We start from the raw sequence: 26,834 nt of genomic DNA, 5'->3' as shown, positions 1-26,834 counted from the left end.
TTACTGATTTTTGGTATACTGGAGAAACGTTGAACGGAGGTGCGATATGTCGTATGAGCATGAGAAACTGGCAGAAGAAAAAGTATTTAAAGACCCGGTACACCGCTATATTCATGTGAGAGATCGTGTCATCTGGGATGTCATAGACACCCGGGAATTTCAGCGACTGCGCAGAATCCGGCAACTCGGCACAACCTATCTCGTCTTCCACGGAGCGGAGCATAGCCGATTCCAACACTCGCTTGGCGTCTATGAAATTGTCCGTCGCATCATCGATAGTGGCTTCGGAGGACGTCCTGAGTGGAATGAGGATGAACGACTGGTCGCACTGTGCGCAGCACTTCTGCACGACCTCGGTCATGGACCGTTTTCACACGCATTTGAAAAAGTATTCGACTTGGACCACGAGAAGTTCACCCAAGCAATTTTGCTAGGGGACACGGAAGTAAATGCAGTGCTCCGCCGCGTAAGCCCAGAGTTTCCGCAACGTGTCGCTGATGTCGTTGGCAAAACATACAAGGACAAGCTCGTGATCAGCCTGATTTCCAGTCAAATTGACGCAGACCGCATGGATTACTTGCAGCGAGACGCTTACTATACAGGCGTTCAGTACGGTCACTTTGACATGGAGCGGATTTTACGTGTTATGCGTCCTGCGGAAGAACAAGTCGTCATCAAATCGAGCGGCATGCACGCGGTCGAAGACTACATCATGAGTCGCTACCAAATGTACTGGCAAGTCTATTTTCACCCTGTTTCCCGCAGTGCAGAAGTGATCCTCATCAAGATTTTGCATCGCGCAAAAGCGCTATATAAGGATGGCTATGCGTTCCAACAAGACCCTGCACCATTCCGGTCTTTTTTCGATAAAACCATTACGCTCGAAGATTACATCTCTTTGGATGAAGGCGTCTTATTTACATATTTCCAGCTTTGGATGAAAGAACAAGACCCAATCCTATCTGACTTATGTCGAAGATTCATTAATCGAAAGCTATTTCAATATGCCGAATTTGATCCTGCGAAAGAATATCGCAAAATCGGTAAACTCGACTCATTGTTCAAAGAAGCAGGCATAGATCCCGAATATTATTTAGTCACGGACTCTTCTTCCGATTTGCCATACGATTTTTATCGCCCAGGAGAAGAAAACGAACGCGTTCCGATCTACTTACAACTTCCAAACGGGGAGTTGAGCGAACTGTCACGGTCATCCGATATCGTCGATGCCATTTCGGGCAAACGGCGAACGGACCATAAAATTTATTTCCCTGAAGACATACTTGAAGCAGGACAAGAGGACAATCCTCTATATAAGGAAATTTTACAGCTAGTAAGAGGCTAGAAAGGAGCGTGCGCAATGCTTGCGGAACACGCGAAAATCGTTCAAATGATTTCCCTGGCGGATGAAGTGAATGGAAGAAAAAAACTACAGAAGATGGTCTACATATTGAAAAAGATGGAGTTTCCCTTTGTAGAGAAATACGAATTACACATGTACGGCCCCTATTCAGAGGAGCTGACGCTGCGCATTGAAGAACTGTGTGAAATGGGCTTTTTGGATGAAACATGCACGGACAAAGGGTCTTATGTCCAATATACGTACCACGCAACTGAAGACGGTCTCAAGTTTTCTGAGACGGGAGATACCCCGCTAGCATCACTTGCACCATGTATTAACAAGTTGAATAAACAGAGTTCACGCTTTTTGGAACTCGTCTCCACGTTACTTTATTTCGACCATTTAGAGCGCTCTGAGCAAATTGAAAAGGTGCGCATCGTTAAAAATAAATTAAACTTTTCGGATGAAGAGATGGACACTGCATTTGCATTTATCGCAGAAATGGCAGCATGTGCTGTCGCATGATTCATTCCACAAAAAAGCCGGATGCCCAAGGGAATTCCTTGATGCATCCGGCTTTTCTTATTGATCGCTTAATCGTTTTCCACCGACCGCATAATGATTTTTTGACATTTCTTCGATGAACACCACGATGTTTTCTCGAGGCGCATTCGCTGTCTCCATAACCGCTTCCGTCACTTTCTCAACCATTGCTCGCTTTTGTTCTTCTGAGCGTCCTTCTAACATCTTTACAGTTACATACGGCATACAATTTCCACCTTTCCAGTAAGTTCGGTATAGTAGATATACTAACAGAAAGAAAGGGGTTTGCGGAAATGGCAGACGAACAACAATCAAAACCAAAGCAAAAGTTAGGGTTCACCATTATAAAGAATGATCCGACGGACGGTCACAAGGGGTTTGGAATCGGGTCATTGTCTTTGGAAAATATCACACCCGTCATGGTTGACACAGAAGAAGGGCTCGCTTCGATAGAAATCGGTGCAATGCATGCGAAAAGCGACATCGAGCGAGGCATAAAGTTCACAACAAATCGAGAAGACTCAGAAGGCGGCAAGTTGTACTGGCTCGTCTGGGTAACAATTGATTTCAATCAAAAAGGACCGTACTATGCAGGTATGACGTCTTGTGAAATGATCGTCAACCGCGAAAAACGCCGTGGCTACAAGCTACTCGCAGATCACGTGAATTTGATGGATAAATCCATGAAGCGTCGCATTATCGTCGACAATATGGATGAAAAGTCGAAAAAAATTCTAGCTGACTTTCTGAAGGAACATAACACAGATATGTGGAACAACAGCGAACCGAAACTTCACATCGATCTAAGCGAAGCATCTCCTGATTTATAAAGAGTTATAACAAATTACTCAAAGTCCGTAATAGTTAGTTGAATGTCGTGACAAAACGAAGTAAACTATTAAGTAGCTTGCAATTGCTAAGCTAGGACACTCGGGTTCGCCCGACATAAAAAGCTTCCTGCCCGTTAGACCCAACAGGCAGGAAGCTTTTTTCGTTGTGATGAAGCACGCTGGCCAAGTTCTTCAATTCCGACTTGAACCCGCTCGTTTCACCGTCCAACCCGCTCAATTCCGACTTGAACCCGCTCGTTTCACTGAGCAACCCGCTCAATCCAGACTTGAACCCGCTCGTTTCACCGTCCAACCCGCTCAATCCCGACGTGAACCCGCTCGTTTCACCGTCCAACCCGCTCAATTCGGCCACGAACCCGCTCGTTTCACCGTCCAACCCGCTCAATCCTGACTTGAACCCGCTCGTTTCACCGTCCAACCCGCTCAATCCCGACTTGAACCCGCTCGTTTCCAAAATCTCAAGCCACCAACATCACTCAAAAAACGAAAATGGGAACAACTCGAACTCCTTCTCCTTCTTTGAACCTGTTATTCGTGACTCCCGTAAGGTTTTATCCGTACATAGTTGCTTCGGAACATCCTTATCTTTCATATAAACAAGTCGCTGCTTGCTGCATCCTTCAACTGCCAAACCACCCGTCTCAATATCCACCGTCACACCTTTCACGCCTTTTGGTGGAAGAAATGGCTCGGCCATTAACCCTTTGTGAGTACCTTCCATAAATTCAATCCAAATCTGCTTCGACACAGATTTATCCACAGCATTCTCCAACTGTTTCCCGACATCATAACCTGTCCATATGCCAGCCGTCAGCGTTGGAGTATAGCCGATCAGGTATTGATCGGAAATCGTTGTTCCGGATTTTGCAGCGTACGGGCGAGACTGCTTAGCGCGCATTGAAATCCCTGTCGAGGTCAAATAATCATTGAACACAGGGTCAAACATGCCTGTCAATAAATGCGTCAGGACAAACGCGTTCTGCTCTGTCATCGCCCGCTTTTTCGTCTGTTCTGGATGCTCGTAAACAAGTTTCCCGCGAGAATCTTCAATGGATAAAATCATAACGGGATCGATTTTCTTTCCTCCTGACGCAATTCGGTTATACGCACCCGTCATTTCAAACAGCGACACAGCAGACGTCCCAAGCGCCACCGCAGGCGACTCTGGGAACGTTACATCGATGCCTAGTTTTTCCGCCATCGCATTATACTTTTTGTAACCAACCTCTTCTAACGTTTTCACGGCATAAATGTTATCGGACACCGCAACCGCCTGGGCAAGAGAAATCGGATGATCTCCAAACTTACCGTTCACGTTGCTCGGTTCATATAAAGACCGACCATCGTCATACGTGAAAATCGTCCGCTCGGTGGAGATATACGTTAGAGGATTAAACCCATCTTCCAAAGCCGCGGCATACAAAATGGGTTTCATCGCAGAGCCGGGCTGCCGCTTTGCCTGAGTCACCCGGTTAAACGGGCTGCCTTCATAACTACGTCCACCGACCATCGCCGTCACTTCACCGGTTTCAGGTTTCATCGCAACAAACCCAATCTGTAGCTCATTTTCAGGCATCCGGTTCGCGATCACATCTTCTGCCGTCTTTTGATGCATCAGGTCGAGCGTTGTCTTAATGGTCCAACCGCCTTCAGCGGGATATCGTCCTTTGTCAGTCAAGATTTTTTCCGCATCTTGCCACACCTCATTTAAAAAGTAGGGAGCAACATCTTTAGTGCTCGACCAATCCTCTGTTTTCAGCGCAAGTGACTGTTCACCCGCACGATCTTTCTGCTCAGACGATATGAACCCTTGTTCTTCCATTAAGCGCAAAACAATTTTTCTCCGATTCGTAGATTTCTCCAAATCTGTAGCAGGCGAATAAATCGAAGGACCTTTTGGTATCGCAGCAATAGTGGCCGCTTCTTCCAACGTCAAATCGTTCGCAGATTTCGCAAACAAATACCGACTTGCCGCTTCCACACCATACATTCCATGTCCGAAATAGACAGTATTCAAATAGCCTTCCAAAATCTTTTCTTTATCGTAAAATAACTCCATCCGATACGCGTAAAGCGCTTCATTGATTTTACGGGTCCATGACTTTTCATTGGATAAATACAAATTCCGCGCATATTGTTGCGTGATCGTACTCGCACCTTCTACTTTTCTTCGAGCTTTCACGTCTTTCAACACAGCGCCGCCAATCCGTTTGTAGTCAAAACCATTATGCTTGTAAAAGTTTTTATCCTCCACGGCAACGAACGCGTCGATCAGGGAAGGGGACATCTTGTCAATATCGACCCAGTAGCGTCGCTCACCTGAAAAACGATCCCCGATTTGCCGGTCATTTCGATCCATGAAGACAGACGCTTCAGGAACGCTTAACGAAGGAGGACCGGCAATTTGTGCGTACACTCTTAGGCAGACAAGCACTGTAAACAGCGCAGTAGCAGCAGTAATCGCGATCAGCCCGGCGAAACGGTACCGTGCTCTGCGCTTATTCTTCTTTACATAGTCCGTTCGCCGCATATCATCCATCCTCTCGACACTCGTTTGAGAGTAGTATGCGAAAGGACGAGTCAAATTAAACGGAAGACTTGGAAAAAACGCATCTCGTCAAGCAATGATTGAAAAAAGGACTGTTGAACGGCTATAATAGAGAGATATATGAAATTTAAGGCGGTGAGTGGATGGGAACGCAGAACTCGGCTGTGCCGGTGAAGATTAAGCTAAAGTCGGCAATCCAACATCCCGGACAGGAAACCGACGTGTACGAGCTCGAAACAGAAGGAACCATCGTTGAAAAAGCAGGCAATCGTTATTTGCACTATGAGGAAGAACAAAATAGGGAACTCATAAAAACGATGATCAAGCTCAATCCCGACGACGCTCTCGTTATGAGGACGGGCGCAATCCGAATGCGGCTACCATTAGAATTAAACGGCAGACGAACCGGAACCTACGCCAATGGACCACTAGCGATGGACCTGCTCGTTGTAACAAAAGCACTTTCCGTTAAAAACGAACAAACAACAGGCGAATTTCATGTGCATTACGACATGCACTCCGAACAATCCTTGCTTGGCACGTACCAACTAACTATTCACTATGCGGAGGGAACCTTATGAATGCAGTAGAACAGATCCAGCACGAAGTTAAAACCGCGTTGCACAACGCAGTTCTAGCAACAGGCTTAGTAGAAGAGACAGACGTACCAGCCATTAAGCTGGAAACATCAAGAAGTAAAGAGAACGGCGATTACGCAACAAACATTGCGATGCAGCTCACTAAATTAGCGAAAAAGCCCCCGCGCGCAATTGCAGAAGCAATTCTTGAGAAGTTGGACAAAACCGGAACGTCTATCGAGTCAATCGACATCGCAGGTCCCGGATTCATGAACATCGTTTTGAAAAAGGATTATTTGGATGACGTTGTGAAAACAGTGGTCGAGCAATCGGCACAATACGGTCGCAATGATTCAGGTGAAAACGAGAAAATCCAAGTTGAATTTGTATCAGCAAACCCAACGGGAGATTTGCACCTAGGACATGCTCGCGGTGCGTCACTTGGAGATTCATTGTGTAACATTCTCGACTTTGCAGGTTACGATGTATCCCGCGAATACTACATTAACGACGCAGGGAAACAAGTGGAAAACTTGGCGTATTCATTAGAAGCACGTTATTTCGGCGAACTAGGACTTGAAAAGGAAATGCCAGAAGACGGCTACCAAGGTCCTGATATCATTGAAATCGCGAAGCAACTTATCGAAGAAAACGGAGACAAATTCGTGCATGTTTCCGATGAAGAGCGTTACCAATTCTTCCGTGAATATGGCTTGAAAATCGAGCTTGGCAAACTACAACAAGACTTAGCAGACTTCCGTGTGCCATTTGACGTCTGGTTCTCAGAGACTTCACTGTACAAAGACGGTAAAATCGACGTAGCGTTGAACAAGCTTCGCGAAAATGGTTACGTATTTGAAGAAGAAGGCGCGACATGGTTCCGTTCGACTGAGTTCGGTGACGATAAAGACCGTGTGCTCATTAAGAACGATGGTTCATACACGTATTTAATGCCGGATATCGCATATCACGAAGACAAATTGAATCGTGGATTCGATAAGCTCATCAACATTTGGGGTGCTGACCACCACGGCTACATTCCGCGTATGAAAGCAGCTATCCAAGCACTTGGCTATGACCGTGAAACGTTAGAAGTGGAAGTTGCGCAAATGGTGCAGCTCTATAAAGATGGCGAAAAATTCAAGATGAGTAAACGTACAGGAAAAGCCGTCACACTTCGCGAACTCGTTGAACTCGTTGGATTAGACGCAACACGCTACTTCTTCGCAATGCGTTCAGGCGATGCACAGATGGACTTCGACTTGGATCTAGCGGTTTCGAAGTCGAATGAAAACCCAGTGTATTACGCGCAATATGCACACGCTCGAATCTCTTCGATTTTACGTGCGGCTGAAGAAAAAGGCGTATCCGCATCTGTTGCGAACGTTTCCTTGCTGAAAGCGGAGAAAGAAATTGATTTGATCAAAAAAATCGGGGACTTCCCGCAACTCGTCAGTGACGCAGCTCGCCTTCGTGCACCGCATCGCATCACGACGTACATTCAAGAGCTCGCATCCACATTCCACAGTTTCTACAATGCAGAAAAAGTGTTGGATGATGAGAATCGTGAACTGTCTGAAGCACGCCTAGCACTAATCACAGCAGCTCGCACAACGATTGCCAATGCTTTGAAACTCGTTGGCGTTGCAGCACCAGAACGTATGTAATCTATATCTTTAGCCCCTCCATTCCACGTGGAGGGCTTTTTGCGTTAATAAATCTTAGTAGTGTGTTTCCAATTAATCTCTTAAATCATGAGAATTGCGTCTGGACGCCGATTAATTCATCCAAGTGGCCGATTCTACACGTGAAATGGCTGATTCATTCCGTGTTGTGGCCGATTCTCGAGGTCATTTGTTCGATTCCCATTCCAATCTGTCAGATTCCTTTGAGCCGGCCAGATTCCATCTTGAAATAAGCGAAGCGCTACCAATTAATCCCTTAAACTAAGTTGAATTGTGTCCCGATATCGAGAAACTTCGCTAAGTGATGGAGACATTTCTGTGAGTGTCGGAGAAACTAGCCTAAGTGTCGGAGAAATTCCCGCGAGAGTCGGACAAATCACCCCAAGTGTCGGACAACCCATATCCTCCACCATCTACACATAGTGACTATATTTTCCAACACATACTCGGCATTTTACTCCCTTAAACCGGGGTTAAATTGTGTCCCGTTATCGAGAAACTTCGCTAAGTGATGGAGAAATTTCTGTGAGTGTCGGAGAAACTAGCCTAAGTGTCGGAGAAATTCCCGCGAGAGTCGGACAAATCCCCCCAAGTGTCGGACAACCCATATCCTCCAATCCACACATAGTGACTACATTTGCCAACGCAGACTCGGCATTATAATCCCTTAAACGGGGTTGAATTGTGTCCCGATATCGAGAAACTTTGCTAAGTGATGGAGAAATGCCCATAGGTGTCGGAGAAACTAGCCTAAGTGTCGGAGAAACTCCCCCGAGAGTCGGACAAATCCCCCCAAGTGTCGGACAACCCATATCTTCCACCATCCATCCACCATGACAATATTAACCAGAATCCTCTCGACATTTCCAGACACTTCTGTATAATAGGAATGTATCAAATTACATAACAAACGCGAAAAAAGGTGCCTTGAGCGATCGAGGTTAAAAGGGAAGTCGGTTAGAGTCCGGCGCGGTCCCGCCACTGTACGTGCTAGCTTACTCGCTACTGCCGCCGGATAACCTCCGCTAAAGGCGCGAAATAAGCATCGATGCACAAGCCAGGAGACCTGCCTATTTTCGATAATCACCCGAGATCTACGAGGATAGACATGGTGAAATTTGGCGAAGTCCGCCTCATTTCCAATGCGCTCATCCTCCGAAAACATAACGGGGGATTTTTGTTTGGACAAAACAGGAGGAACTTCCCATGAAAAAAATGTGGCAACTGTGGCTAACAGCCGTACTTGCTGTCCTGCTTCTAACCGCTTGTGGCGGAGCAGATGACAACAAAGACAAAGGAACAGATAACAACGCAGCAACAACGGAGCAATCCGACAAAGATAACGGATCCGATTCAGCAGCAAGTGAAGATGCCGACGCCGCGACCTACCCAATGACAATAAAAGATGCAACTGGCGTAGAAATTACACTTGAAAAAGCACCAGAAACAATTATTTCTACACTTCCAAGTAACACGGAAATACTCTTTGCACTTGGACTCGACGACGAAATCGTTGCAGTCGATGACTATTCCGACTTCCCGGAAGACGCAACTAAAAAAGAAAAAATCGGTGACATGAATTTGAACATCGAAAAAATCATTTCCATGAATCCAGAAATGGTATTCGGACACGAAATGTCACTTCCTGGTTCTGAAGCAGGCTACCAACAAATCCGTGACGCTGGAATTCCCGTCTACATCGTGAAGAATGCGATGAACTTCGACGAAACATACAGCACGATTGAAGCGATTGGTGAAGCAACCGGTAAAACAGAAGAAGCAGCAAAAATCGTTGAAGACATGAAAGCGAAAGTGGAAGAAGTCGTTGCAAAAACGGACGGCATCGAAACTCCGAAACGTGTCATCGTAGAAACATCTGACGTACCTGAAATTTATGTGCCTGGTAAAAATACATTCATGCAAGAAATCCTCGACAAAATCGGCGCTGAAAACGTCGTGACTGAAGAAGGATGGATCATGATCAGCCCTGAAGAAATCGTTAAACAAAATCCGGACGTCATGGTCATCATGCACGACTACACACCTGATGTTATCAACAGCGTAAAAAAACGTGACGGGTTCGCTGACATCACTGCAGTCAAGGAAGACCAAGTCGTACAAGTCGACTCGAACTTAACTAGCCGAACAGGTCCACGTCTTGCTGAAGGACTTGAAGAAGTCGCAAGAGCAGTCTATCCTGAGGCATTTAAGTGAGAAAACCACTGATCGCCTACATCGTTTCAGCTGCCGTTCTTTTGACGGCAGTGGGTCTCGGTGTATCTATCGGATCTGTCCACGTGCCGATAAGCACGTTATGGAACCAAGAAGCAGATACGACGGCGACCAATATTTTATGGAAAATCAGAATGCCGCGCGTCATCCTAGCTGGACTCGTCGGTGCGTCTCTTGCCATTGCTGGTGCTGCATTCCAAGGGTTACTCAAAAACCCGCTTGCAGATCCATACACCCTCGGAGTGTCATCCGGCGCCTCTGTAGGTGCTGTGATGACACTCTTTTTTGGCATTAGCATTCCATTCCTTGGTCTTTACACACTCCCTGTTTTTAGTATGGCGGGTGCTGCCATCACGATGTTTGTCGTCCTCGGCTTCGCCAAACTCGTCGATCGCGGCCTCAACATGGAAACGATCATTTTAACTGGAATCATTTTCGGTTCATTCCTCGGCTCCGTCCTGTCACTGATGATCGCGCTTACAGGTGAAGAGCTGCGTCAAATCATTGGCTGGCTTCTCGGAAGCGTCTCGATGCGCGGCTGGAATTACATCAACATGATTCTCCCATTCACCATCATTGGATCATTTTTATTGTGGATGAACCGCAGAGAACTGAACGCAATGCTCTTCGGAGAAGATCGGGCAAAGCACTTAGGCGTCGACGTCAAACGACGAAAGCTCGTCATCTTAATCGGGGGCTCCATCTTAACCGGTGCAGCGGTATCCGTTTCCGGCACAATCGGTTTCGTCGGACTCGTCGTACCCCATATGACACGCCTCCTTTGGGGATCTGACCATCGTCATCTACTGACACTTTCGTTCATGAATGGGGCAACGTTACTCATCATTTGTGATCTTCTTGCACGCACAATTATTTCGCCAACGGAACTGCCTGTAGGTGTCATCACTGCCTTCATAGGAGCGCCCGTGTTTGCATTCATCTTTTATCGACAACGGAAAGGGAGGGCTGCGTGATGTTGCATGTACAAGGGTTAACAGGTGGGTATGGAAAAGAGCCAATCGTTAAAAACGTATCGTTCCACGTACAGCCTGGAGAGATTTTGGGCATTCTCGGACCAAACGGTAGTGGGAAATCGACGCTTCTCAAAATGATTTCAGGCATCCTGCCGAAACAAGCAGGAACCGTTGAAATCGCAAACAGAAATGCAGATAGGTACTCACCGAAAGAGTTCGCGCGTAACGTCGCTGTTCTACCTCAAATGCACACACACGCATTTTCACATACCGTCAGAGCAACCGTTGAACTCGGGCGCTACCCGTATCAGACTGGCCTTTTCTCTTCGTGGTCTGCTGAAGACGAAGCAGCCGTAACTCACGCAATGGAACGGACAGGTGTTACACGCTATGAAAATACCCTCATCGAATCATTGTCAGGCGGAGAACAGCAGCGAGTCTTTGTCGCGCAAGCCTTAGCTCAGCAAGCCCCACTTTTGTTGTTGGATGAACCCACGAACCATCTGGACATCGCGTACCAACAACAATTGCTCGACACCGTCAGAAGTCTCGCAGTAGACGAAGGCAAAACAGTCGTATCCGTCTTCCATGACATTAATTTGGCAGCACTTTATTGCGATCGGTTACTGCTCATGGAAAATGGTGAAATCGCAAAAATTGGCTTGCCGCAAGACGTCGTGCGGGAACCAATCATCCATTCTGTCTACAAAGCAGCGGTCAAAACACAAGCCCATCCAGAATTGCCGAAACCGCAAATGACGCTACTGCCGTCCATGAATGGGAGTGGAGCAGAGCCTTTCGTTGTGGATGAAACCCAGTTCACCGTCACCGCCGGCAGCGTTCAATTTCACGCACCATACTCACTCAAAACGGTTTCATCCGCCGTCCATAATCCAGGAACAGGTTGGTACACAACATTCGTCAATCGTCATGTGGATGCAGCGTATAACTGTGACGATGTGAAAAAGGAAATGGAAGAGTACCTTGAAAAGGCAGGTCATCATCTAACCGATACAGTCGGTATGATGACCGCTGTACAAACGCTACACGCTGAAATTGCGACGTATGCAGATGAAGACATTTCAATCGTTATCGCTGTCACAGCGGGTGTTGGTAATGCAGTTGACGTCTCAAAAGCCATTGAAAGAGAAGTACATGTCGGCACCATTAACACATGGATGATCGCCAACGGACGGCTTTCCGATGAAGCATTCATCCAAGCGATGATCACCGCAACCGAAGCAAAAACACGAGCACTTCAGACGGAAAACGTAATGGACCCACTAACTGGGACTCAAGCAACAGGAACGTCCACAGATAGTTTACTTGTGGCAGCAACGCAAATAGGACAAGAACTGCCGTACGCAGGGCCCATCACACCACTCGGAAAACTGATTGGAACAGGCGTCTATGAATGCACGATCCGCGCGATTCGGACGTATAAGGAGGCGAAAGGATGGGAGTCTTGATAGGTTCTCATCTGCTAGCTGTTACACTCGGGTTTTTCCTCGACCAGCTTATCGGGGATCCGCCAAATTGGCCGCATCCTGTCCGATGGATTGGAACGACTATCTCAAAACTTACAAATGGTTTGAATAAAGGAAGTAAGCGCACTGCCAAAGGAGTTCTGTTATTACTCTTAGTTGTCCTTCCAACGTTCCTGTTGGCGGCGCTCCTAACAGTCATGGCTTATTGGTGGAATCCAGTAGCTGGAATTGCGGTCGAAACGGTCTTGATTGCCGTCGGACTTGCGCAAAAAAGTTTGCGCACTGCAGCGCTAGACGTATCGAAGCCGCTCGAATCAGGTGATATGAAAGAAGCACGCAAAAAGTTATCGTGGATCGTCGGAAGAGATACCTACGATTTGAATGAATCTGAAATCACAAGAGGCGTTGTAGAAACGGTATCTGAAAACATCTCAGATGGCGTCACCGCACCACTTTTTTTCTCATTTTTTCTTGGAGCTCCAGGATTGTGGGTCTACAAAGCGGTGAATACATTGGACTCCATGGTCGGCTACAAGAACGATCGCTATCGTGAATTCGGAACGGCATCTGCACGTGCCGACGACGTTCTGAACTTTTTTCCGTCCAGAATAACAGGTGCTCTCATCCTCCTTCTTTCCTTGAATGAAGGAGGCATCCCGTTTCGCGTGCGATTCGAAGGCTGGCGAACGGATGCTAAGAAGCACCCGAGTCCGAATAGTGGCTATCTGGAAGCCGCGACAGCCTGGCAACTCGGCGTTCAGTTAGGTGGTACGAATGTCTATAAAGGGGTCGCGTCCCGCCGGCCAAAGTTTGGTCCGAACTTGCAGAAACTCACCGCCGTCCATATCGATCAGACACTCGCCCAACTAAAACGCGCAGCATTTGGCGTTTGGGCGCTCGGCATCATCATCGGAGGGATCATCTATGCCATTGCCTAACCACGGTGCAAACCCGCACCAGTTATATGAAACACTGAATCTCGAGCAACCGTCAACGGTGCTCGATTTCAGCGAAAACTGCAATCCTGCAGGACCGCCTGAAGCAATTCAAAAAGAATGGAACGAACTACTTCCAAAGATTGCACGCTATCCAGATCCGAACGGAGAACCATTCCGCACAGAAGTCGCTGAGTTCCATGGGATTGACGTCTCACAACTCATTCTCGGCAATGGAGCGGCTGAAATCCTCTCACTCATTGCCAATCGATATCGGGGAAAACGAGCACTACTCGTTCACCCGACATTCTCGGAATATGAAGCGACGTTGACAGCGGCTGGCGCGCTCATAACTCACGTCCAAGCGAGCGAAGAAAATGGATTCACGTTACCAATCGAAGAACTCAAAAACGCCATGGAAACGGCAGACGTCCTATACATATGTACACCGAACAATCCGACGGGCGTTTTGCCCAGCAGAACTGAATTGCACACGCTCATTCAACATGCGAATACAATTTCCTGCGACGTCATTTTGGACGAAGCGTTCATTGATTGGGTCGATGAAACCTTGACGTTCATTTCACAAGTCAAGAATTATCCGAATGTGATTGTCGTCCGTTCGATGACGAAATTGTACGCGATTCCAGGCATCCGACTCGGATACGCGGTCTCACATCCTGATCGAATCGACACACTTAAGCAAAGTGCCCCACATTGGAACATCAACGCGATTGCCGCACAGCTCGGTACGATTTGTCTGAAGCAAGCGGACTACCGCCAGCGTGCGATTCGTCAAGCAACAGAAGAACGCTTGAAAATGACAACATTTCTAACAGAACACGGTTGCACAGTCATCGACTCTGTCGCGAACTTCATCCTATTCAAGCCACCTGTACATATTGCGGCACAAAACGTATTCAAAAGTTTGCTTACACAAGGTATCGTCGTCCGCCATACCGAAAACTTCAAAGGACTTAACGGACACTGGCTCAGAATCGGCATGAAATCTGCTGACGATATGGGGATACTACGCAAAGCATTAGGTCTACTTCTGAATAAAACCCAGGGCACCCTGACATTCATTAGTGGAGGGGTGAGGAGCGGAAAAAGTGTCTACGCAGAACAACTTGTCCGAACAGGAGCAAACCAGACAGGCGGTCGTCTCGTATACATCGCTTCTGGTACGGCAACTGACGATGAGATGGCAGAGCGGATTGCGCGCCATCGATTAGATCGAGCGAACGACGGCTGGACAACGATTGAGCAGCCGACTCATCTAGAAGATGTGTTGCCTAAATTGCAAGCTTCCGACCATGTCCTCTGGGACTGCGTAACGACGTGGCTTGGAAACGAAGCGTTTGAAGGTTGGGAGTCCGGGACGCCTTGTATTTTGAAGCCGGAGTGCATGGAGCAAAAAGTGAGCACGTTGCTAGATACGATCGAGCAGATTCAAAATCGCACGAACCAACTTGTCATCGTTTCCAACGAAGTGTTTGATGAACCACTGAAAACGGAAGAGGTCACACGTACATACACACATATACTTGGAAGGTTGCACCAAGCAATCGTTGGGAAAGCGGATACCGCAATCGAAATGGATAGTGGTTTGCCGATTGTTCATAAACAAAGGGAGTTGAAGTGATGAAAGGAATCATGGTCATGGGAACTGCTTCAGACGTAGGGAAAAGCCTTGTCTGTACGGCGCTTTGCCGATTGCTTGCGAATGACGGCATCCGCGTGGCGCCGTTCAAATCCCAGAATTTATCCCCATATACTGAACTCGCAATCGACGGGACACCCATCAGCCGCGCGCAATTCATCCAAGCAGAAGCTGCGCGAACTCAGCCGACTGCGGACATGAACCCAATCATCTTGCAGCCTGGAGCAGATGGAACACTGACAGGGACGTTTTGTGGTGAGCCACTTAAACCTGTTAATGGCATGGCGTATCGGGATGTGTATTTCGAACAGGCAATTCAAGCAATTGAACGTTCACTCGAATCACTCGGTAAGTCGTTCGAAGCCATTGTCATCGAAGGGGCGGGAAGTCCAGTGGAGATGAATTTACGCGCACGCGACATCGTGAACATGCGAGTTGCTGAACTAGCAGACGTTCCCGTTGTACTCGTAGCGGACATCGATCGTGGCGGTGTATTTGCTTCGATTGTCGGAACGCTTGAATTGCTGCAGCCATCCGAGCGAAACCGAGTCAAAGCGATTGTTATCAATAAATTCAAAGGCGATCCCGCTGGATTCCAAGAAGGTGTTGAATTCATCGAATCCTACACAGGAATTCCAATAGTTGGAGTGCTGCCATTCAAAAATGATCACGGAATCGCGGAGGAAGATACTGAACGACCGGAAACACACGCGCCAAACGGGGTGGATCCGTATGAAGCGTGGTCGGAACACGTGCGAAAGCATCTCAACTGGCCATTGCTGAAAGAGATTATGGGAGTCGCAATCCGATGAATGGAATGTTACTAGCGTTGCAGTTTTTCACAAGCATTCCAATTCGAAAAGAGTTGTCGATGGAAAAGCGACATGTCATGGCGATGTATGGTGCGCTACCGTTTGTCGGAATATTGATTGGTCTGGCGATGACTGCGAGTATTCTGCTGAGTGACTGGATTGGATTCGGGTCAATTATTACGGCAGTTCTAACGCTGATTGTCGGGATTGCTCTTACGGGCGGTTTACATTTGGACGGAGTGGCGGACACAAGTGATGCCTATTTTTCTTATCGTGATCAGAATCGGCGTCATGAAATTTTGAGTGACCCCCGAATTGGCGCATTCGGAACGCTTGGGCTAATCGTATGCATCCTCTTAAAGTTCGCACTACTCCAGGAATTAATTGCAACGAATCAAGCAAATATTTACGTCCTCATCGCAGTCCCGTTTTTCGCACGAAGCGCAATGGTTCTCTACTTTGTCTCAACGAAACCTGCGAAAGCAAGCGGCATGGCGGTTTTCTTTCTTGAGAAACTGAATCGGGGTCCCCTCGTTAGTTGGACGATCGTGTGCATAGTGGCAGGGTTGATAGCCATCGGAATCGTTTTGGAAACTGTAGTTCTGCCGGTAGTTATTGAGGGTGTGATTGTTCTTTCACTATTACTGTATAAATCGTGGACCATTCGTAATTTTGGAGGTGTCACAGGTGATTTAAGTGGGGCATTCATAGAAGGATTGGAGGTCGTGCTATGGCTCGCGGTGTTGATAGTGTTGTAATCCGTCATTTGCCAACAGTAGGTAATGGCAAACGACAATACGTTGGGTGGACGGATGAACCGATTGTTGCTGTTACAGTGGATCCGTACGATGTTGATTGTTCTACAGTTTACGGTAGTGATTTATTGCGAACGAGACAAACCGCGGAATTGCAATTTCCGAATGCGACCTATGTAGCGGACAGACGTTTTCGAGAATGTAATTTTGGTGAATTTGAAGGGAAAACGTATGCACAACTTGAAAAGTATTCACATTACCGAAGTTGGGTAGATGATCCGATTGGGATTGCACCTCCTGGAGGGGAATCGTTGTTACAAGTAGAAGCGCGTGTCCTTGAGGCGTTTCAACAATTGCCGTCTGGTGCTAGACTGATTACGCACGGGGGCCCAATCCGATTGTTATTAGCACGATTTGCCCCTGAACAACGTGATTTTTGGTCATGGGACCTCCCGCACGGTGCAATCTATCGGTTTCACTGGGATTCAGAGGAACAGTGGAAGGAGGGACAGCGATGCACGTCGTTATCGGTGGAGCGGCTAACGGAAAACGGAGATTCGTCCGAGAACTGATGCCTGCAGAAGCTAGATGGTTTGGGGATGAAACACCGTTTGAATTGGTGCAGTTGAACGAGCTACCTGCGGATCAACCAACGGTCGTTTGTAACGTCGAAGAGTGGATGGCTAGTCACCTCGACGATGAAGAGAGATCCATTCATAATTTCCTTACCTCCATAGCAAGAAAAAACATAACGCTCATCATTACGGACATCGGTAGGGGAATCGTACCGATGGAGGCACGTGAACGGGCACTCCGCGATGCATGCGGCAGGCTGAATCAGCATTTAATGAAAGAGGCAGCAGAAGTCACACGAATCTGGTACGGCATTCCACAAAAATTGAAGTAAAGGGGATAGTTTACATGAAAATCTATACAAAAACAGGGGACAAAGGACAAACAAGTTTAATCGGGGGACGTGTCGACAAAGATAGCTTGCGCGTTGAAGCCTATGGCACGATCGATGAACTGAATTCTTTCATCGGAAAAGCTATGGCAGAACTGGATTTAGAAACGTGTCGTGATATTTTTGACGACCTCGAAGCCGTTCAGAACGAATTGTTCGATGGTGGTGGAGATCTCGCGAACGTCATGAAGGAGCGCCATTACAAATTATCAGATGAGCCGATAGAAGTCTTGGAACACCGTATTGATGAGCTGATGGAAGAAGCGCCGCCACTCGAGAAATTCATCCTACCTGGAGGAACTCATGCAGCTGCGTCGCTTCATATTTGTAGAACGGTCACCCGCCGTGCAGAGCGCATTACAGTAACGTTAATGAAGAATGAAGCAGACGTTCCAGGTACAGTTCAGCGTTACTTGAACCGACTCTCGGATTACTTATTTGTTGCAGCGCGTATCGTCAACAAACGGGCAAATGTGATGGATAATGAATACGTCCGTAGTGCGAAAGTGTTCCGTACGGGGGCGAAAGACAAAAAGGATAACGCAAGCGAATGACCGCATACCGCAATGCGATTCAGCTCGGTGACTTTATTGTCACGACAGATAATTCTGGCGGCATCGGGGAAAAGACGGATGACCTCGTTGCTGTTCCTGATCGTATCACCGCGCGTTTCGCAACCCGCGTCGCCTTGCTCGAACAGTGGGCGGCGGGAGCGGAACCGGAAGCTGTGTTGCTTCATAATTTCAGTGGAGACGCGAGTTGGGATCGATATTGCGAAGGAATTAATGACGTGTTCGATGAAATCGGTGTAGACGTGCCACCGATCAGCGGCAGCAGCGAAACGAATATGTCGCTTCGTCAATCAGCTGTGGCGGTAACGCTGATGGGGAAGCACATTCATAAATCTAGTGTATCTAACGGAAAGTGGTATACATATGGAACGCCCCTCGTAGGTGAAGAGGTACTCACAAGGGAGACTGAAATCGCGTCGCTAGCTATCCTAAACGAAGCGCGTCGTAACGGTCTTTTCCAGCGAATCTGGCCAGTCGGTTCGAGCGGGATTTTGGCAGAATGGCGGACAGCTACAGTGGATCCGACTCGCGGAATTACAAGTCCCCTCGACGTAACTTGCTCTGCTGGGCCCTCGACTGTTGTGCTGCTGCAAATCGAATCGCGCAAACTAGCAGACGCAAAGCTTCATTTTGGCCCGTTGTTGCATACTTTGGAATGATACTGTGAGCGCTATTGCAATTCTGGAGTTCAAGGGATTGATTGGTAGCGCTTCGCTTGTCTAGTAAGGATTTGTATGTAAATGAGTAGATTCACTAGGCGTTGAAAACTTAATGTGTGATCAAAAATAGAGGATTGTGATCATAAATCGCGAATTATGCTCATAAACCCTAGAAAGTGATCATAAAGCTGGGAATGTGCTCATAAACATGGGAAAGCGCTCATAAATCATGGAATGTGCTCATAAACTTAGAAAAGTGATCATAATTTCTGAAAAGTGCTCATAAACTTCATCCTCGTCAAGCGCACACGGTGCAATCCACTAGCAAACACCCATCCGATTCGCTTCCAATTCGAAATTCATCAGAATTCACCGCTATTTCAAAATTTTCATTGACTGAATGCTCATTCATATCTTAAACTAGTAAGTAACGCATCGACAAATTGCCTCAATTCATCTAGACTTGTAAGAACATTCACTACATACAAAAAAGGGGAGGACAACATGACACCTTTATTAATCGCCAACTGGGTTTTATTCCTAGGTATCGTCGCATATGGGCTGGCGTTGTTTACATATTTAATCAAAACACGCACGCAATTCATCCGACTCGGGCAAAAAGAAGACTTTGATAATAACATTCAAAAACGCTTAAAAGAAGTATGGGTAAACGTATTTGGACAAAAGAAACTATTGAAAGATAAAAAGAGTGGTTCCATTCACGTAATGTTTTTCTATGGATTCCTACTCGTTCAATTTGGTGCAATCGATCTCATTTGGAAAGGATTAAAACCGGATTCACACTTACCATTCGGACCGGTCTATCCATTCTTCACATTCTTCCAGGAGATTGTTGTTGCAGTCATCCTCGTAGCGGTCGTTTGGGCATTCTACCGTCGTTACATGGAAAAACTCGTGCGCTTGAAGCGCGGTTGGAAGTCAGGGCTAGTCCTTATCTTCATCGGATCCCTTATGATTTCAACTCTCGTTGCAAACGGTATGAACATGATCTGGCATGGCCACGAAACAGCGTGGACGGAGCCTATGGCGTCAGGAATTGCAAGCGTTTTCAGTTTCCTGCCCCCAACAGCTGCAGCAGCGATTTTCTTCGTAGCATGGTGGGTTCACTTGCTCACATTGCTCACATTCCTTGTGTATGTGCCGCAATCAAAGCACGCTCACTTAATCGCAGGACCCGTCAATACGTACATGATGCGTTTTGACCGTCGCGGGAAACTTGCGCCAATCGATTTTGAAGCACTTGAAGAAATTGAAGATGAAGATGAAATGCCAACACTTGGCGTCGGCAAAATCACAGACTTCACTCAGCTGCAGATGATTGACTTGTATGCGTGTGTGGAATGTGGTCGCTGTACGAATATGTGTCCAGCTACGGGAACAGGGAAAATGCTGTCACCGATGGATTTAATCACAAAACTTCGCGACAACTTGACGAACACAGGTGCATTGACAACGAAACAAAAACCTTGGGTGCCAAGTTTCATGTTTGGTCACACAAAAGGGAACCAGATTGCACTTGCAGCTGGTCTTGAAGGCGCAACAATGGACGATATTTACAATCCATCCTTGATAGGTGACATCATCACTGAAGAAGAAATTTGGGCATGTACAACGTGCCGAAACTGTGAAGACCAATGTCCAGTTATGAACGAGCATGTTGATAAAATCATCGACCTTCGCCGTTATCTCGTCATGACGGAAGGTAAAATGGACGCGGATGCACAGCGCGCGATGACAAACATCGAACGCCAAGGAAATCCGTGGGGATTGAACCGTAAAGAGAAGGAGAACTGGCGTGATGGACGTCCGGATCTCAAGATTCCAACGGTGAAAGAACTGAAAAAGGCAGACGAATCCTTCGAATACTTGCTATGGGTCGGCTCAATGGGTGCATTCGACAACCGTTCACAAAAAATCGCGTTGTCCTTCGCTCACTTGCTGAACGAAGCAGGGGTTTCATTCGCAATTCTAGGAAATAAAGAAAAGAACTCTGGTGACACGCCACGTCGTCTCGGTAACGAATTCTTATTCCAAGAGCTTGCGACAGCAAACATTGCTGAGTTTGAAAAAGCGGAAGTGAAAAAGATTGTCACGATTGACCCGCACGCATTCAACATATTCAAAAACGAATATCCGGACTTTGGCTTCACTGCTGAAGTTTACCACCATACTGAGTTGCTCCATGAACTTGTCGAGCAAGGTCGTTTGAAGCCACAACACGCTATCGAAGAAACGATTACGTTCCACGACTCTTGTTATCTCGGACGCTACAACGATGTTTACGATGCACCACGCGAGATTTTGAAATCTATCCCAGGTGTCAACTTGGTGGAGATGAAACGAAACCGCCAAGACGGCATGTGCTGTGGTGCTGGTGGTGGTCTCATGTGGATGGAAGAAGACGCAGGACACCGCATCAACGTCGCTCGAACAGAGCAAGCGATGGAAGTCACTCCTGGAATTATTTCTTCTGGATGTCCGTATTGTTTAACGATGCTGTCAGACGGAACGAAAGCAATGGAAGTGGAAGAGACGGTCGGAACGTACGACATCGCCGAGCTACTCGAACGTTCTGTATTCGGAGAAGGAATCGCAGACGGATCTGAGGCTGAGTTAGAACCAGTACTTCAGTAAAAAAAGTTTGCCAGACTGCCAGATTTATCCTACAATTAAGACAGTTGAACAGAACAGAATGTTAGATTAAATTATCCGAGGGGGGAGCACCAGTGCTTCCCCTTTCTGATGAAACCTTACCGAGCGAGCGTTCAGTCGCTCCTTGCACACCGAAATGTAAACGCTATCAAAAAACTGGAGGATGATGAAAATGGTTAAAACAGTATTGATTGACGGCGCACGAACTGCTTTTGGAAAAATGGGTGGCTCACTGCAAACCCTCACTGCAAGTGATTTAGGTGGAGCGGCGATTAAATCCGCTCTAGAACGCTCGGGGGTAGATGCGGCTGACGTCGACGAAGTGATTTTCGGAACCGTGCTACAAGCAGGTCAAGGACAGATTCCATCGAGACAAGCGGCGACAAAAGCAGGACTTCCATGGAAAGTGAAAACAGAAACCATTAACAAAGTTTGTGCATCCGGTATGCGCAGCGTGACACTCGGTGATCAGCTGATCCGATTGGGGGATGAAGAAGTTATCGTTGCGGGCGGCATGGAATCGATGTCAAACGCTCCGTACTATTTGCCAAAAGGCCGTTTCGGATTACGCATGGGTGACGCAACACTCGTCGATGGCATGATCTACGATGGACTTTCTGATTCATTTTCACCAGGGAATGTCCACATGGGGACGTTCGGAAACTCAACAGCAGAAGCGTTCAACGTAACACGTGAACGTCAAGACGAATGGGCGTTGCGCAGTCATCAACTTGCTGTAACTGCAATGGAAAAAGGTCTTTTTGCAGAAGAAATTACACCCGTTGAAATTCCTCAGCGTAAAGGGGATCCAATTGTCGTTGACACAGACGAAGCACCGCGCAAAGATACATCACTTGCAGTGTTGGCGAAACTTCGCCCTGCATTCGGTAAAGATGGATCTGTCACTGCGGGGAACGCACCTGGTGTGAACGACGGTGCATGTGCACTCGTATTGATGAGTGATGAGCGAGCAGAACGCGAAGGTAAAGACGTTCTCGCAACGGTGGTTGGTCACGCAGAAGTCGCAGTAGAGCCTGAAAAATTCCCGCAAACTCCAGGACTGGTGATCAATGAAATCCTTAAGAAAACAGGGAAATCGATTGAAGAGATCGACCTGTTCGAAATTAATGAAGCATTCGCAGTCGTTGCACTTGCGAGTTCAGATATTGCGAAAATTGATCCAGAAAAAGTAAACGTCAATGGCGGAGCAGTCGCACTCGGTCACCCAATCGGTGCGAGCGGTGCACGTATCATTTTGACACTTGCGTATGAACTCAAACGCCGTGGAGGCGGAATCGGTGTTGCGGCAATCTGCTCCGGTGGGGGCCAAGGTGATGCAATTATGATTGAAGTGGCTAAACAATAAATAGACTAGCGAGCAAACCTGCCGTGCGGGAAATTTATGAGCGGAATTCGGAGATTATGATCACTTTTCAGGTTTTATGAGCAGAATCCTAGATTTATGATCACAATCTGAGAGGAAGGCAAGAGATGTTCTCAGTGAAGGAGCCAAGTGCCCACGACTCTCTGCAGAAAATGCTTCGCGTATGCGAAGCACACCAATTAAATCTTGGTTTTGATTGGTAAATTGCACGTGGTGCGGTAGTTGGAGATTAGTGGGAGTTTGGATTCTGCCGCGTGCGAAGGGTTATGAGCGCGATTCACGAGTTTATGATCACATTTTGGGACTTATGAGCGGGATTCTGAGTTTATGAGCACATTCCGAGTTTTATGAGCGGAATCGCAAGTTTATGAGCACAATTCAAGTTTTATGATCACAATCATAAGTTTATGATCATTTCTAGACTATAAGATTGGAAACATCCATTAACACGACACGGAAAGGATGAATAGACATGAACATTCAAAACGTAATGGTAATTGGCGCTGGTCAAATGGGCGGCGGCATTGCACAGGTTTGCGCACAGGCTGGATTCAACGTGACTCTCAATGACGTTAAAGAAGAATCGTATGCAAAAGGCATCGCAGTCATCGAAAAGAACTTAGCGCGCAACGTTGAAAAACAGCGCATGACAGAGGATGAAAAACAAGCTGTCCTTTCGCGCATCACGAAATCACTCGACATCAATGATGCTAAACACGTCGATATCGTCATCGAAGCAGCAGTGGAAAACATGGACATTAAAAAATCCATCTTTAAACAACTGGACGAAATTGCACCGTCTCATACGATTCTCGCGACAAATACGTCGTCGTTGCCAATCACGGAAATCGCAGCGGCAACGAAACGTCCAGAACAAGTCATCGGCATGCACTATATGAACCCGGTGCCAGTGATGAAACTCGTCGAAATCATTCGTGGTTTATCCACATCAGACGAAGTGTATGAAGCGGTTGAGGACATGACCAACAAACTTGGTAAAGTGCCAGTGGAAGTGAATGACTACCCGGGATTTGTCGCAAACCGCATCCTTATGCCAATGATCAACGAAGCAATTTTCACATTGCAAGAAGGTGTCGCAACTAAAGAAGCGATCGACCAGGTGATGAAACTCGGGATGAACCACCCAATGGGACCACTTCAACTGGCAGATTTCATCGGACTCGACACATGCCTTTACATTTTAGAAACGCTGCAAGACGGTTATGGGGATCCGAAATACCGCCCATGTGCATTGCTTCGTAAATACGTAAACGCTGGCTGGCTCGGCAAAAAATCAGGGCGGGGCTTCTACTCGTACTCATAAAAGGGGACTAACCTATGGATTTCCATTTCACCGAAGAACAACAGATGATGCGCAAACTAGTCAAGGACTTTGCCAAAGCGGAAATCGAACCATTTATTCCTAATTTGGAGGCGGATGAATTCCCGACAGAGATCGTCAAGAAAATGGGTGAACTCGGGCTTATGGGGATCACCGTTCCTGAAGAGTACGGGGGCGCGGGTATGGATTTCGTATCGTACATTAGCGCAATCCATGAACTTTCGAAAGTGCACGCAACGGTCGGAGTCATTCTTTCCGTACATACATCCGTCGGTACCAATCCGATTCTTTACTTTGGAACAGATGAGCAGAAAGAACGCTATTTGAAGAGAATGGCAGCTGGTGAATTACTTGGTGCCTTCTGTCTGACGGAGCCTGCATCGGGCTCAGACGCAGGATCCCTTAAAACGCGCGCTGTGAAAAAAGACGGCGGTTATGTGTTGAACGGCTCGAAAGTGTTCATCACCAATGGTGGGGAAGCAGACGTGTACATCGTCTTCGCTGCGACGGATCCTTCGAAAGGCTCCTATGGTTTATCTGCATTTATCGTTGATGGGGATACCCCTGGATTAATTATCGGGAAAAACGAAGAGAAGATGGGCATGCATGGTTCCCGTACCGTCCAGCTCACTTTCGAAGATATGTTTGTACCTGAATCCAACTTGCTAGGTGAAGAAAACGCCGGTTTCAAAATCGCGATGGCCAACCTCGACGTCGGGCGAATCGGTATTGCCGCGCAAGCACTTGGCATTGCAGAAGCTGCGCTTGAAGCAGCTACGGACTATGCGAAAGAACGTGTTCAATTCGGAAAACCAATCGCTGCGAACCAAGGAATTGGATTCAAGATTGCTGACATGGCAACCGCTGCAGAAGCGGCGCGCTTACTCGTCTACCGAGCAGCTCAACTGCGAGCTGAAGGGAAACCATGCGCACAAGAAGCTTCAATGGCAAAGTTATTCGCCTCCCAAACGGCAATGGATAACGCGATCGAAGCCGTCCAAGTTTTCGGCGGCTATGGGTACACGAAAGACTACCCCGTCGAGCGCTACTTCCGTGACGCCAAAGTTACTCAAATCTACGAAGGCACGAGCGAAATCCAACGCATCGTAATTTCCAAGCATCTAACGAAGTAATTAGTAATTTAGGAGAAGTAAGGTGGCAATCAAATCTGGCAGGCTATCTCCTTCAAATAAAAAAACTTGATCAAGTGAGCCGTGAATCCGCTCAAGCCAGCAGAAAAGTGATCAAGCAAGTCGCAGATCCGATCAAGCAAGCGTAAAAGTGATCAAGCAGGCTGCGAATCCGCTCAAGCCAGCGTAAAAGTGATCAAGCAAGCCGCGAATCCGCTCAAGCAAACGGAAAAGTGATCAAGCAAGTCGTGAATCCGCTCAAGCAAGAGGAAAAGTGATCAAGCAGGCTGCGAATCCGCCCAAGCAAGCAGAAAAGTGATCAAGCAAGTCGCGAATCCGCTCAAGCAAGCGAAAAGTGATCAAGCAAGTCGCAGATCCGCTCAAGCCAGCGTAAAAGTGATCAAGCAAGTCGTGAATCCGCTCAAGCAAGAGGAAAAGTGATCAAGCAGGCCGCGAATTCGCTCAAGCCAGCGTAAAAGTGATCAAGCGAATCGCGAACCCGATCAAGCAAGTCACCAATCCGCTCAAACAAGCAACGAATCCAATAGAAAAGAGGAATTCACCATGAACTTTACACTCTCTGAAGAACACGAAATGATCCGCAAAATGGTCCGCGACTTTGCAGAAAAAGATGTCGCGCCGACAGCAGCTGAACGTGACGAAGAAGAACGCTTTGACATGGACATTTTCAAAAAGATGGCAGAACTCGGACTCACGGGGATTCCTTGGCCTGAAGAATACGGCGGTATCGGCGGCGACTACCTCGCATACGTTATCGCAGTCGAAGAATTGTCACGCGTGTGTGCATCAACGGGCGTTACACTTTCTGCGCACACATCTCTCGCTGGATGGCCTGTGTTCAAATACGGAACGGAAGAACAGAAGCAGAAGTATCTCCGTCCAATGGCTGAAGGATCAAAAATCGGTGCGTATGGACTGACAGAACCTCAATCGGGATCTGATGCAGGCGGCATGAAAACAACGGCGAAACTCGATGGTGACGATTACATCCTAAACGGATCGAAAATCTTCATCACAAACGGTGGCATCGCGGACATCTACATCGTCTTTGCTGTCACAGACGCTGACTCGAAACATAAAGGGACGACTGCATTCATCGTAGAAGCAGATTATCCAGGCTTCTCTGTCGGCAAAAAAGAGAAAAAGCTCGGCATTCGTTCATCTCCAACAACAGAAATCATCTTTGACAACTGCCGTGTGCCTAAAGAAAATATGCTTGGTGAAGAAGGTCAAGGCTTCATCATCGCGATGAAAACTTTGGATGGTGGACGTAACGGAATCGCTGCACAAGCAGTTGGGATTGCTCAAGGTGCACTTGACGCTGCAGTGGGTTACGCAAAAGAGCGCGTGCAATTCGGAAAGCCAATTGCTGCGAACCAAGGAATCGGCTTCAAACTTGCAGATATGGCGACAACGACAGAAGCTTCACGTCTTTTGACATACCAAGCTGCATGGCTTGAGTCTAACAATCTCCCATACGGAAAAGCATCTGCAATGGCGAAACTCATGGCGGGCGATACAGCGATGAAAGTTACAACAGAAGCGGTTCAAGTCTATGGTGGATACGGATATACGAAAGATTATCCAGTCGAGCGCTTCATGCGCGACGCGAAAATCACGCAAATCTATGAAGGCACGCAAGAAGTGCAGCGCCTCGTCATCTCCCGTATGCTGACGAAGTAAA

Annotated in this window: 25 protein-coding genes and 1 riboswitch; of the genes, 21 read left to right on the top strand and 4 right to left on the bottom strand. The window is 47.3% G+C overall.

Going from position 1 to position 26,834, the window contains the following annotated elements:
- The first annotated feature begins 46 nt into the window (after positions 1-46).
- Positions 47-1,345: an HD domain-containing protein gene (locus DVB69_RS13450; RefSeq protein ID WP_116019629.1), complete on the top strand. Its 1,299-nt coding sequence runs from the start codon at positions 47-49 to the stop codon at positions 1,343-1,345.
- A gap of 15 nt (positions 1,346-1,360) precedes the next feature.
- Positions 1,361-1,867 (top strand): YwgA family protein, encoded by a 507-nt coding sequence (locus DVB69_RS13445; RefSeq protein WP_116019628.1) that lies wholly within the window; start codon positions 1,361-1,363, stop codon positions 1,865-1,867.
- A gap of 57 nt (positions 1,868-1,924) precedes the next feature.
- Here the strand turns inward: DVB69_RS13445 and DVB69_RS13440 are convergent, their stop codons facing one another.
- Entirely contained in the window at positions 1,925-2,110 is a 186-nt protein-coding gene (locus tag DVB69_RS13440) for a 2-hydroxymuconate tautomerase (protein ID WP_116019627.1), read from the bottom strand.
- A 68-nt stretch (positions 2,111-2,178) separates the two neighbouring features.
- Between DVB69_RS13440 and DVB69_RS13435 the strand changes: the two genes are divergently transcribed.
- Positions 2,179-2,715, top strand: coding sequence for a YwhD family protein (locus DVB69_RS13435; protein WP_116019626.1), 537 nt, complete (start codon positions 2,179-2,181; stop codon positions 2,713-2,715).
- 91 nt (positions 2,716-2,806) lie between these two features.
- On the opposite strand, the gene DVB69_RS17600 is transcribed toward DVB69_RS13435, so the two are convergent.
- The gene (locus DVB69_RS17600) at positions 2,807-3,190 is read right to left on the bottom strand and encodes a hypothetical protein (protein ID WP_158541096.1); all 384 of its coding nucleotides are present in this window, start codon (positions 3,188-3,190) and stop codon (positions 2,807-2,809) included.
- Between the two features lie 18 nt (positions 3,191-3,208).
- Complete coding sequence (locus DVB69_RS13425) at positions 3,209-5,266, bottom strand: transglycosylase domain-containing protein (RefSeq protein ID WP_116019624.1); 2,058 nt, start codon at positions 5,264-5,266, stop codon at positions 3,209-3,211.
- Between the two features lie 161 nt (positions 5,267-5,427).
- Between DVB69_RS13425 and DVB69_RS13420 the strand changes: the two genes are divergently transcribed.
- Both DVB69_RS13420 and argS read left to right on the top strand, forming a co-directional pair.
- Positions 5,428-5,865 carry a YwiB family protein gene (locus DVB69_RS13420; protein ID WP_116019623.1) on the top strand — a complete coding sequence of 146 codons (438 nt, stop codon included), beginning with the start codon at positions 5,428-5,430 and terminating at the stop codon, positions 5,863-5,865.
- Positions 5,862-7,529 carry an arginine--tRNA ligase gene (argS, locus tag DVB69_RS13415; protein ID WP_116019622.1) on the top strand — a complete coding sequence of 556 codons (1,668 nt, stop codon included), beginning with the start codon at positions 5,862-5,864 and terminating at the stop codon, positions 7,527-7,529. Before DVB69_RS13420 ends, argS begins: the two co-directional genes overlap by 4 nt.
- Before the next feature lie 506 nt (positions 7,530-8,035).
- On the opposite strand, the gene DVB69_RS17965 is transcribed toward argS, so the two are convergent.
- The gene (locus tag DVB69_RS17965) at positions 8,036-8,359 is read right to left on the bottom strand and encodes a hypothetical protein (RefSeq protein ID WP_370452994.1); all 324 of its coding nucleotides are present in this window, start codon (positions 8,357-8,359) and stop codon (positions 8,036-8,038) included.
- A 91-nt stretch (positions 8,360-8,450) separates the two neighbouring features.
- Positions 8,451-8,635, top strand: a riboswitch (cobalamin riboswitch).
- Between the two features lie 118 nt (positions 8,636-8,753).
- Here DVB69_RS17965 and DVB69_RS13405 point away from each other — a divergent pair.
- The 16 genes from DVB69_RS13405 to DVB69_RS13330 all read left to right on the top strand — a co-directional run bounded on the left by DVB69_RS13405 (position 8,754) and on the right by DVB69_RS13330 (position 26,833).
- Entirely contained in the window at positions 8,754-9,761 is a 1,008-nt protein-coding gene (locus tag DVB69_RS13405) for an ABC transporter substrate-binding protein (protein WP_116019620.1), read from the top strand.
- An 11-nt stretch (positions 9,762-9,772) separates the two neighbouring features.
- Entirely contained in the window at positions 9,773-10,753 is a 981-nt protein-coding gene (locus tag DVB69_RS13400) for a FecCD family ABC transporter permease (RefSeq protein ID WP_370452993.1), read from the top strand.
- On the top strand, positions 10,753-12,222 hold the full coding sequence (locus DVB69_RS13395) for an adenosylcobinamide amidohydrolase (protein ID WP_116019618.1): 1,470 nt from the start codon (positions 10,753-10,755) through the stop codon (positions 12,220-12,222). The genes DVB69_RS13400 and DVB69_RS13395 overlap by 1 nt, the downstream gene beginning before the upstream one ends.
- Positions 12,210-13,178 (top strand): adenosylcobinamide-phosphate synthase CbiB, encoded by a 969-nt coding sequence (cbiB, locus tag DVB69_RS13390; protein WP_233505409.1) that lies wholly within the window; start codon positions 12,210-12,212, stop codon positions 13,176-13,178. The genes DVB69_RS13395 and cbiB overlap by 13 nt, the downstream gene beginning before the upstream one ends.
- Positions 13,165-14,820, top strand: coding sequence for a threonine-phosphate decarboxylase CobD (cobD, locus tag DVB69_RS13385; protein WP_116019617.1), 1,656 nt, complete (start codon positions 13,165-13,167; stop codon positions 14,818-14,820). Before cbiB ends, cobD begins: the two co-directional genes overlap by 14 nt.
- Positions 14,820-15,650: a cobyric acid synthase gene (locus tag DVB69_RS13380; protein ID WP_116019616.1), complete on the top strand. Its 831-nt coding sequence runs from the start codon at positions 14,820-14,822 to the stop codon at positions 15,648-15,650. Before cobD ends, DVB69_RS13380 begins: the two co-directional genes overlap by 1 nt.
- The gene (gene cobS / locus DVB69_RS13375; RefSeq protein WP_116019615.1) at positions 15,647-16,408 is read left to right on the top strand and encodes an adenosylcobinamide-GDP ribazoletransferase; all 762 of its coding nucleotides are present in this window, start codon (positions 15,647-15,649) and stop codon (positions 16,406-16,408) included. Before DVB69_RS13380 ends, cobS begins: the two co-directional genes overlap by 4 nt.
- A complete protein-coding gene (locus tag DVB69_RS13370) occupies positions 16,381-16,977 on the top strand; it encodes a histidine phosphatase family protein (protein ID WP_116019614.1) in 597 nt (198 codons plus the stop codon). Before cobS ends, DVB69_RS13370 begins: the two co-directional genes overlap by 28 nt.
- Entirely contained in the window at positions 16,920-17,312 is a 393-nt protein-coding gene (locus DVB69_RS13365; RefSeq protein WP_233505407.1) for a bifunctional adenosylcobinamide kinase/adenosylcobinamide-phosphate guanylyltransferase, read from the top strand. Before DVB69_RS13370 ends, DVB69_RS13365 begins: the two co-directional genes overlap by 58 nt.
- A 14-nt stretch (positions 17,313-17,326) precedes the next feature.
- The gene (locus tag DVB69_RS13360; RefSeq protein WP_116019612.1) at positions 17,327-17,923 is read left to right on the top strand and encodes a cob(I)yrinic acid a,c-diamide adenosyltransferase; all 597 of its coding nucleotides are present in this window, start codon (positions 17,327-17,329) and stop codon (positions 17,921-17,923) included.
- Entirely contained in the window at positions 17,920-18,600 is a 681-nt protein-coding gene (locus DVB69_RS13355; RefSeq protein WP_116019611.1) for an alpha-ribazole-5-phosphate synthase, read from the top strand. Before DVB69_RS13360 ends, DVB69_RS13355 begins: the two co-directional genes overlap by 4 nt.
- Positions 18,601-19,104: 504 nt before the next feature.
- Complete coding sequence (locus DVB69_RS13350) at positions 19,105-21,255, top strand: (Fe-S)-binding protein (RefSeq protein WP_116019610.1); 2,151 nt, start codon at positions 19,105-19,107, stop codon at positions 21,253-21,255.
- Between the two features lie 190 nt (positions 21,256-21,445).
- Complete coding sequence (locus tag DVB69_RS13345) at positions 21,446-22,639, top strand: acetyl-CoA C-acetyltransferase (RefSeq protein WP_116019609.1); 1,194 nt, start codon at positions 21,446-21,448, stop codon at positions 22,637-22,639.
- Between the two features lie 490 nt (positions 22,640-23,129).
- Positions 23,130-23,981 (top strand): 3-hydroxybutyryl-CoA dehydrogenase, encoded by an 852-nt coding sequence (locus tag DVB69_RS13340; protein ID WP_116019608.1) that lies wholly within the window; start codon positions 23,130-23,132, stop codon positions 23,979-23,981.
- Between the two features lie 14 nt (positions 23,982-23,995).
- Positions 23,996-25,132: an acyl-CoA dehydrogenase gene (locus tag DVB69_RS13335; RefSeq protein WP_116019607.1), complete on the top strand. Its 1,137-nt coding sequence runs from the start codon at positions 23,996-23,998 to the stop codon at positions 25,130-25,132.
- 561 nt (positions 25,133-25,693) lie between these two features.
- Positions 25,694-26,833 carry an acyl-CoA dehydrogenase gene (locus DVB69_RS13330; protein ID WP_116019606.1) on the top strand — a complete coding sequence of 380 codons (1,140 nt, stop codon included), beginning with the start codon at positions 25,694-25,696 and terminating at the stop codon, positions 26,831-26,833.
- Position 26,834: the final 1 nt, after the last annotated feature.

The sequence above is a fragment of the Sporosarcina sp. BI001-red genome (genome assembly GCF_003384035.1).
Taxonomy (GTDB): domain Bacteria; phylum Bacillota; class Bacilli; order Bacillales_A; family Planococcaceae; genus Sporosarcina.
Note: the sequence above shows the minus strand (reverse complement) of the source record. Positions and strands in the feature narration are given on the sequence as shown.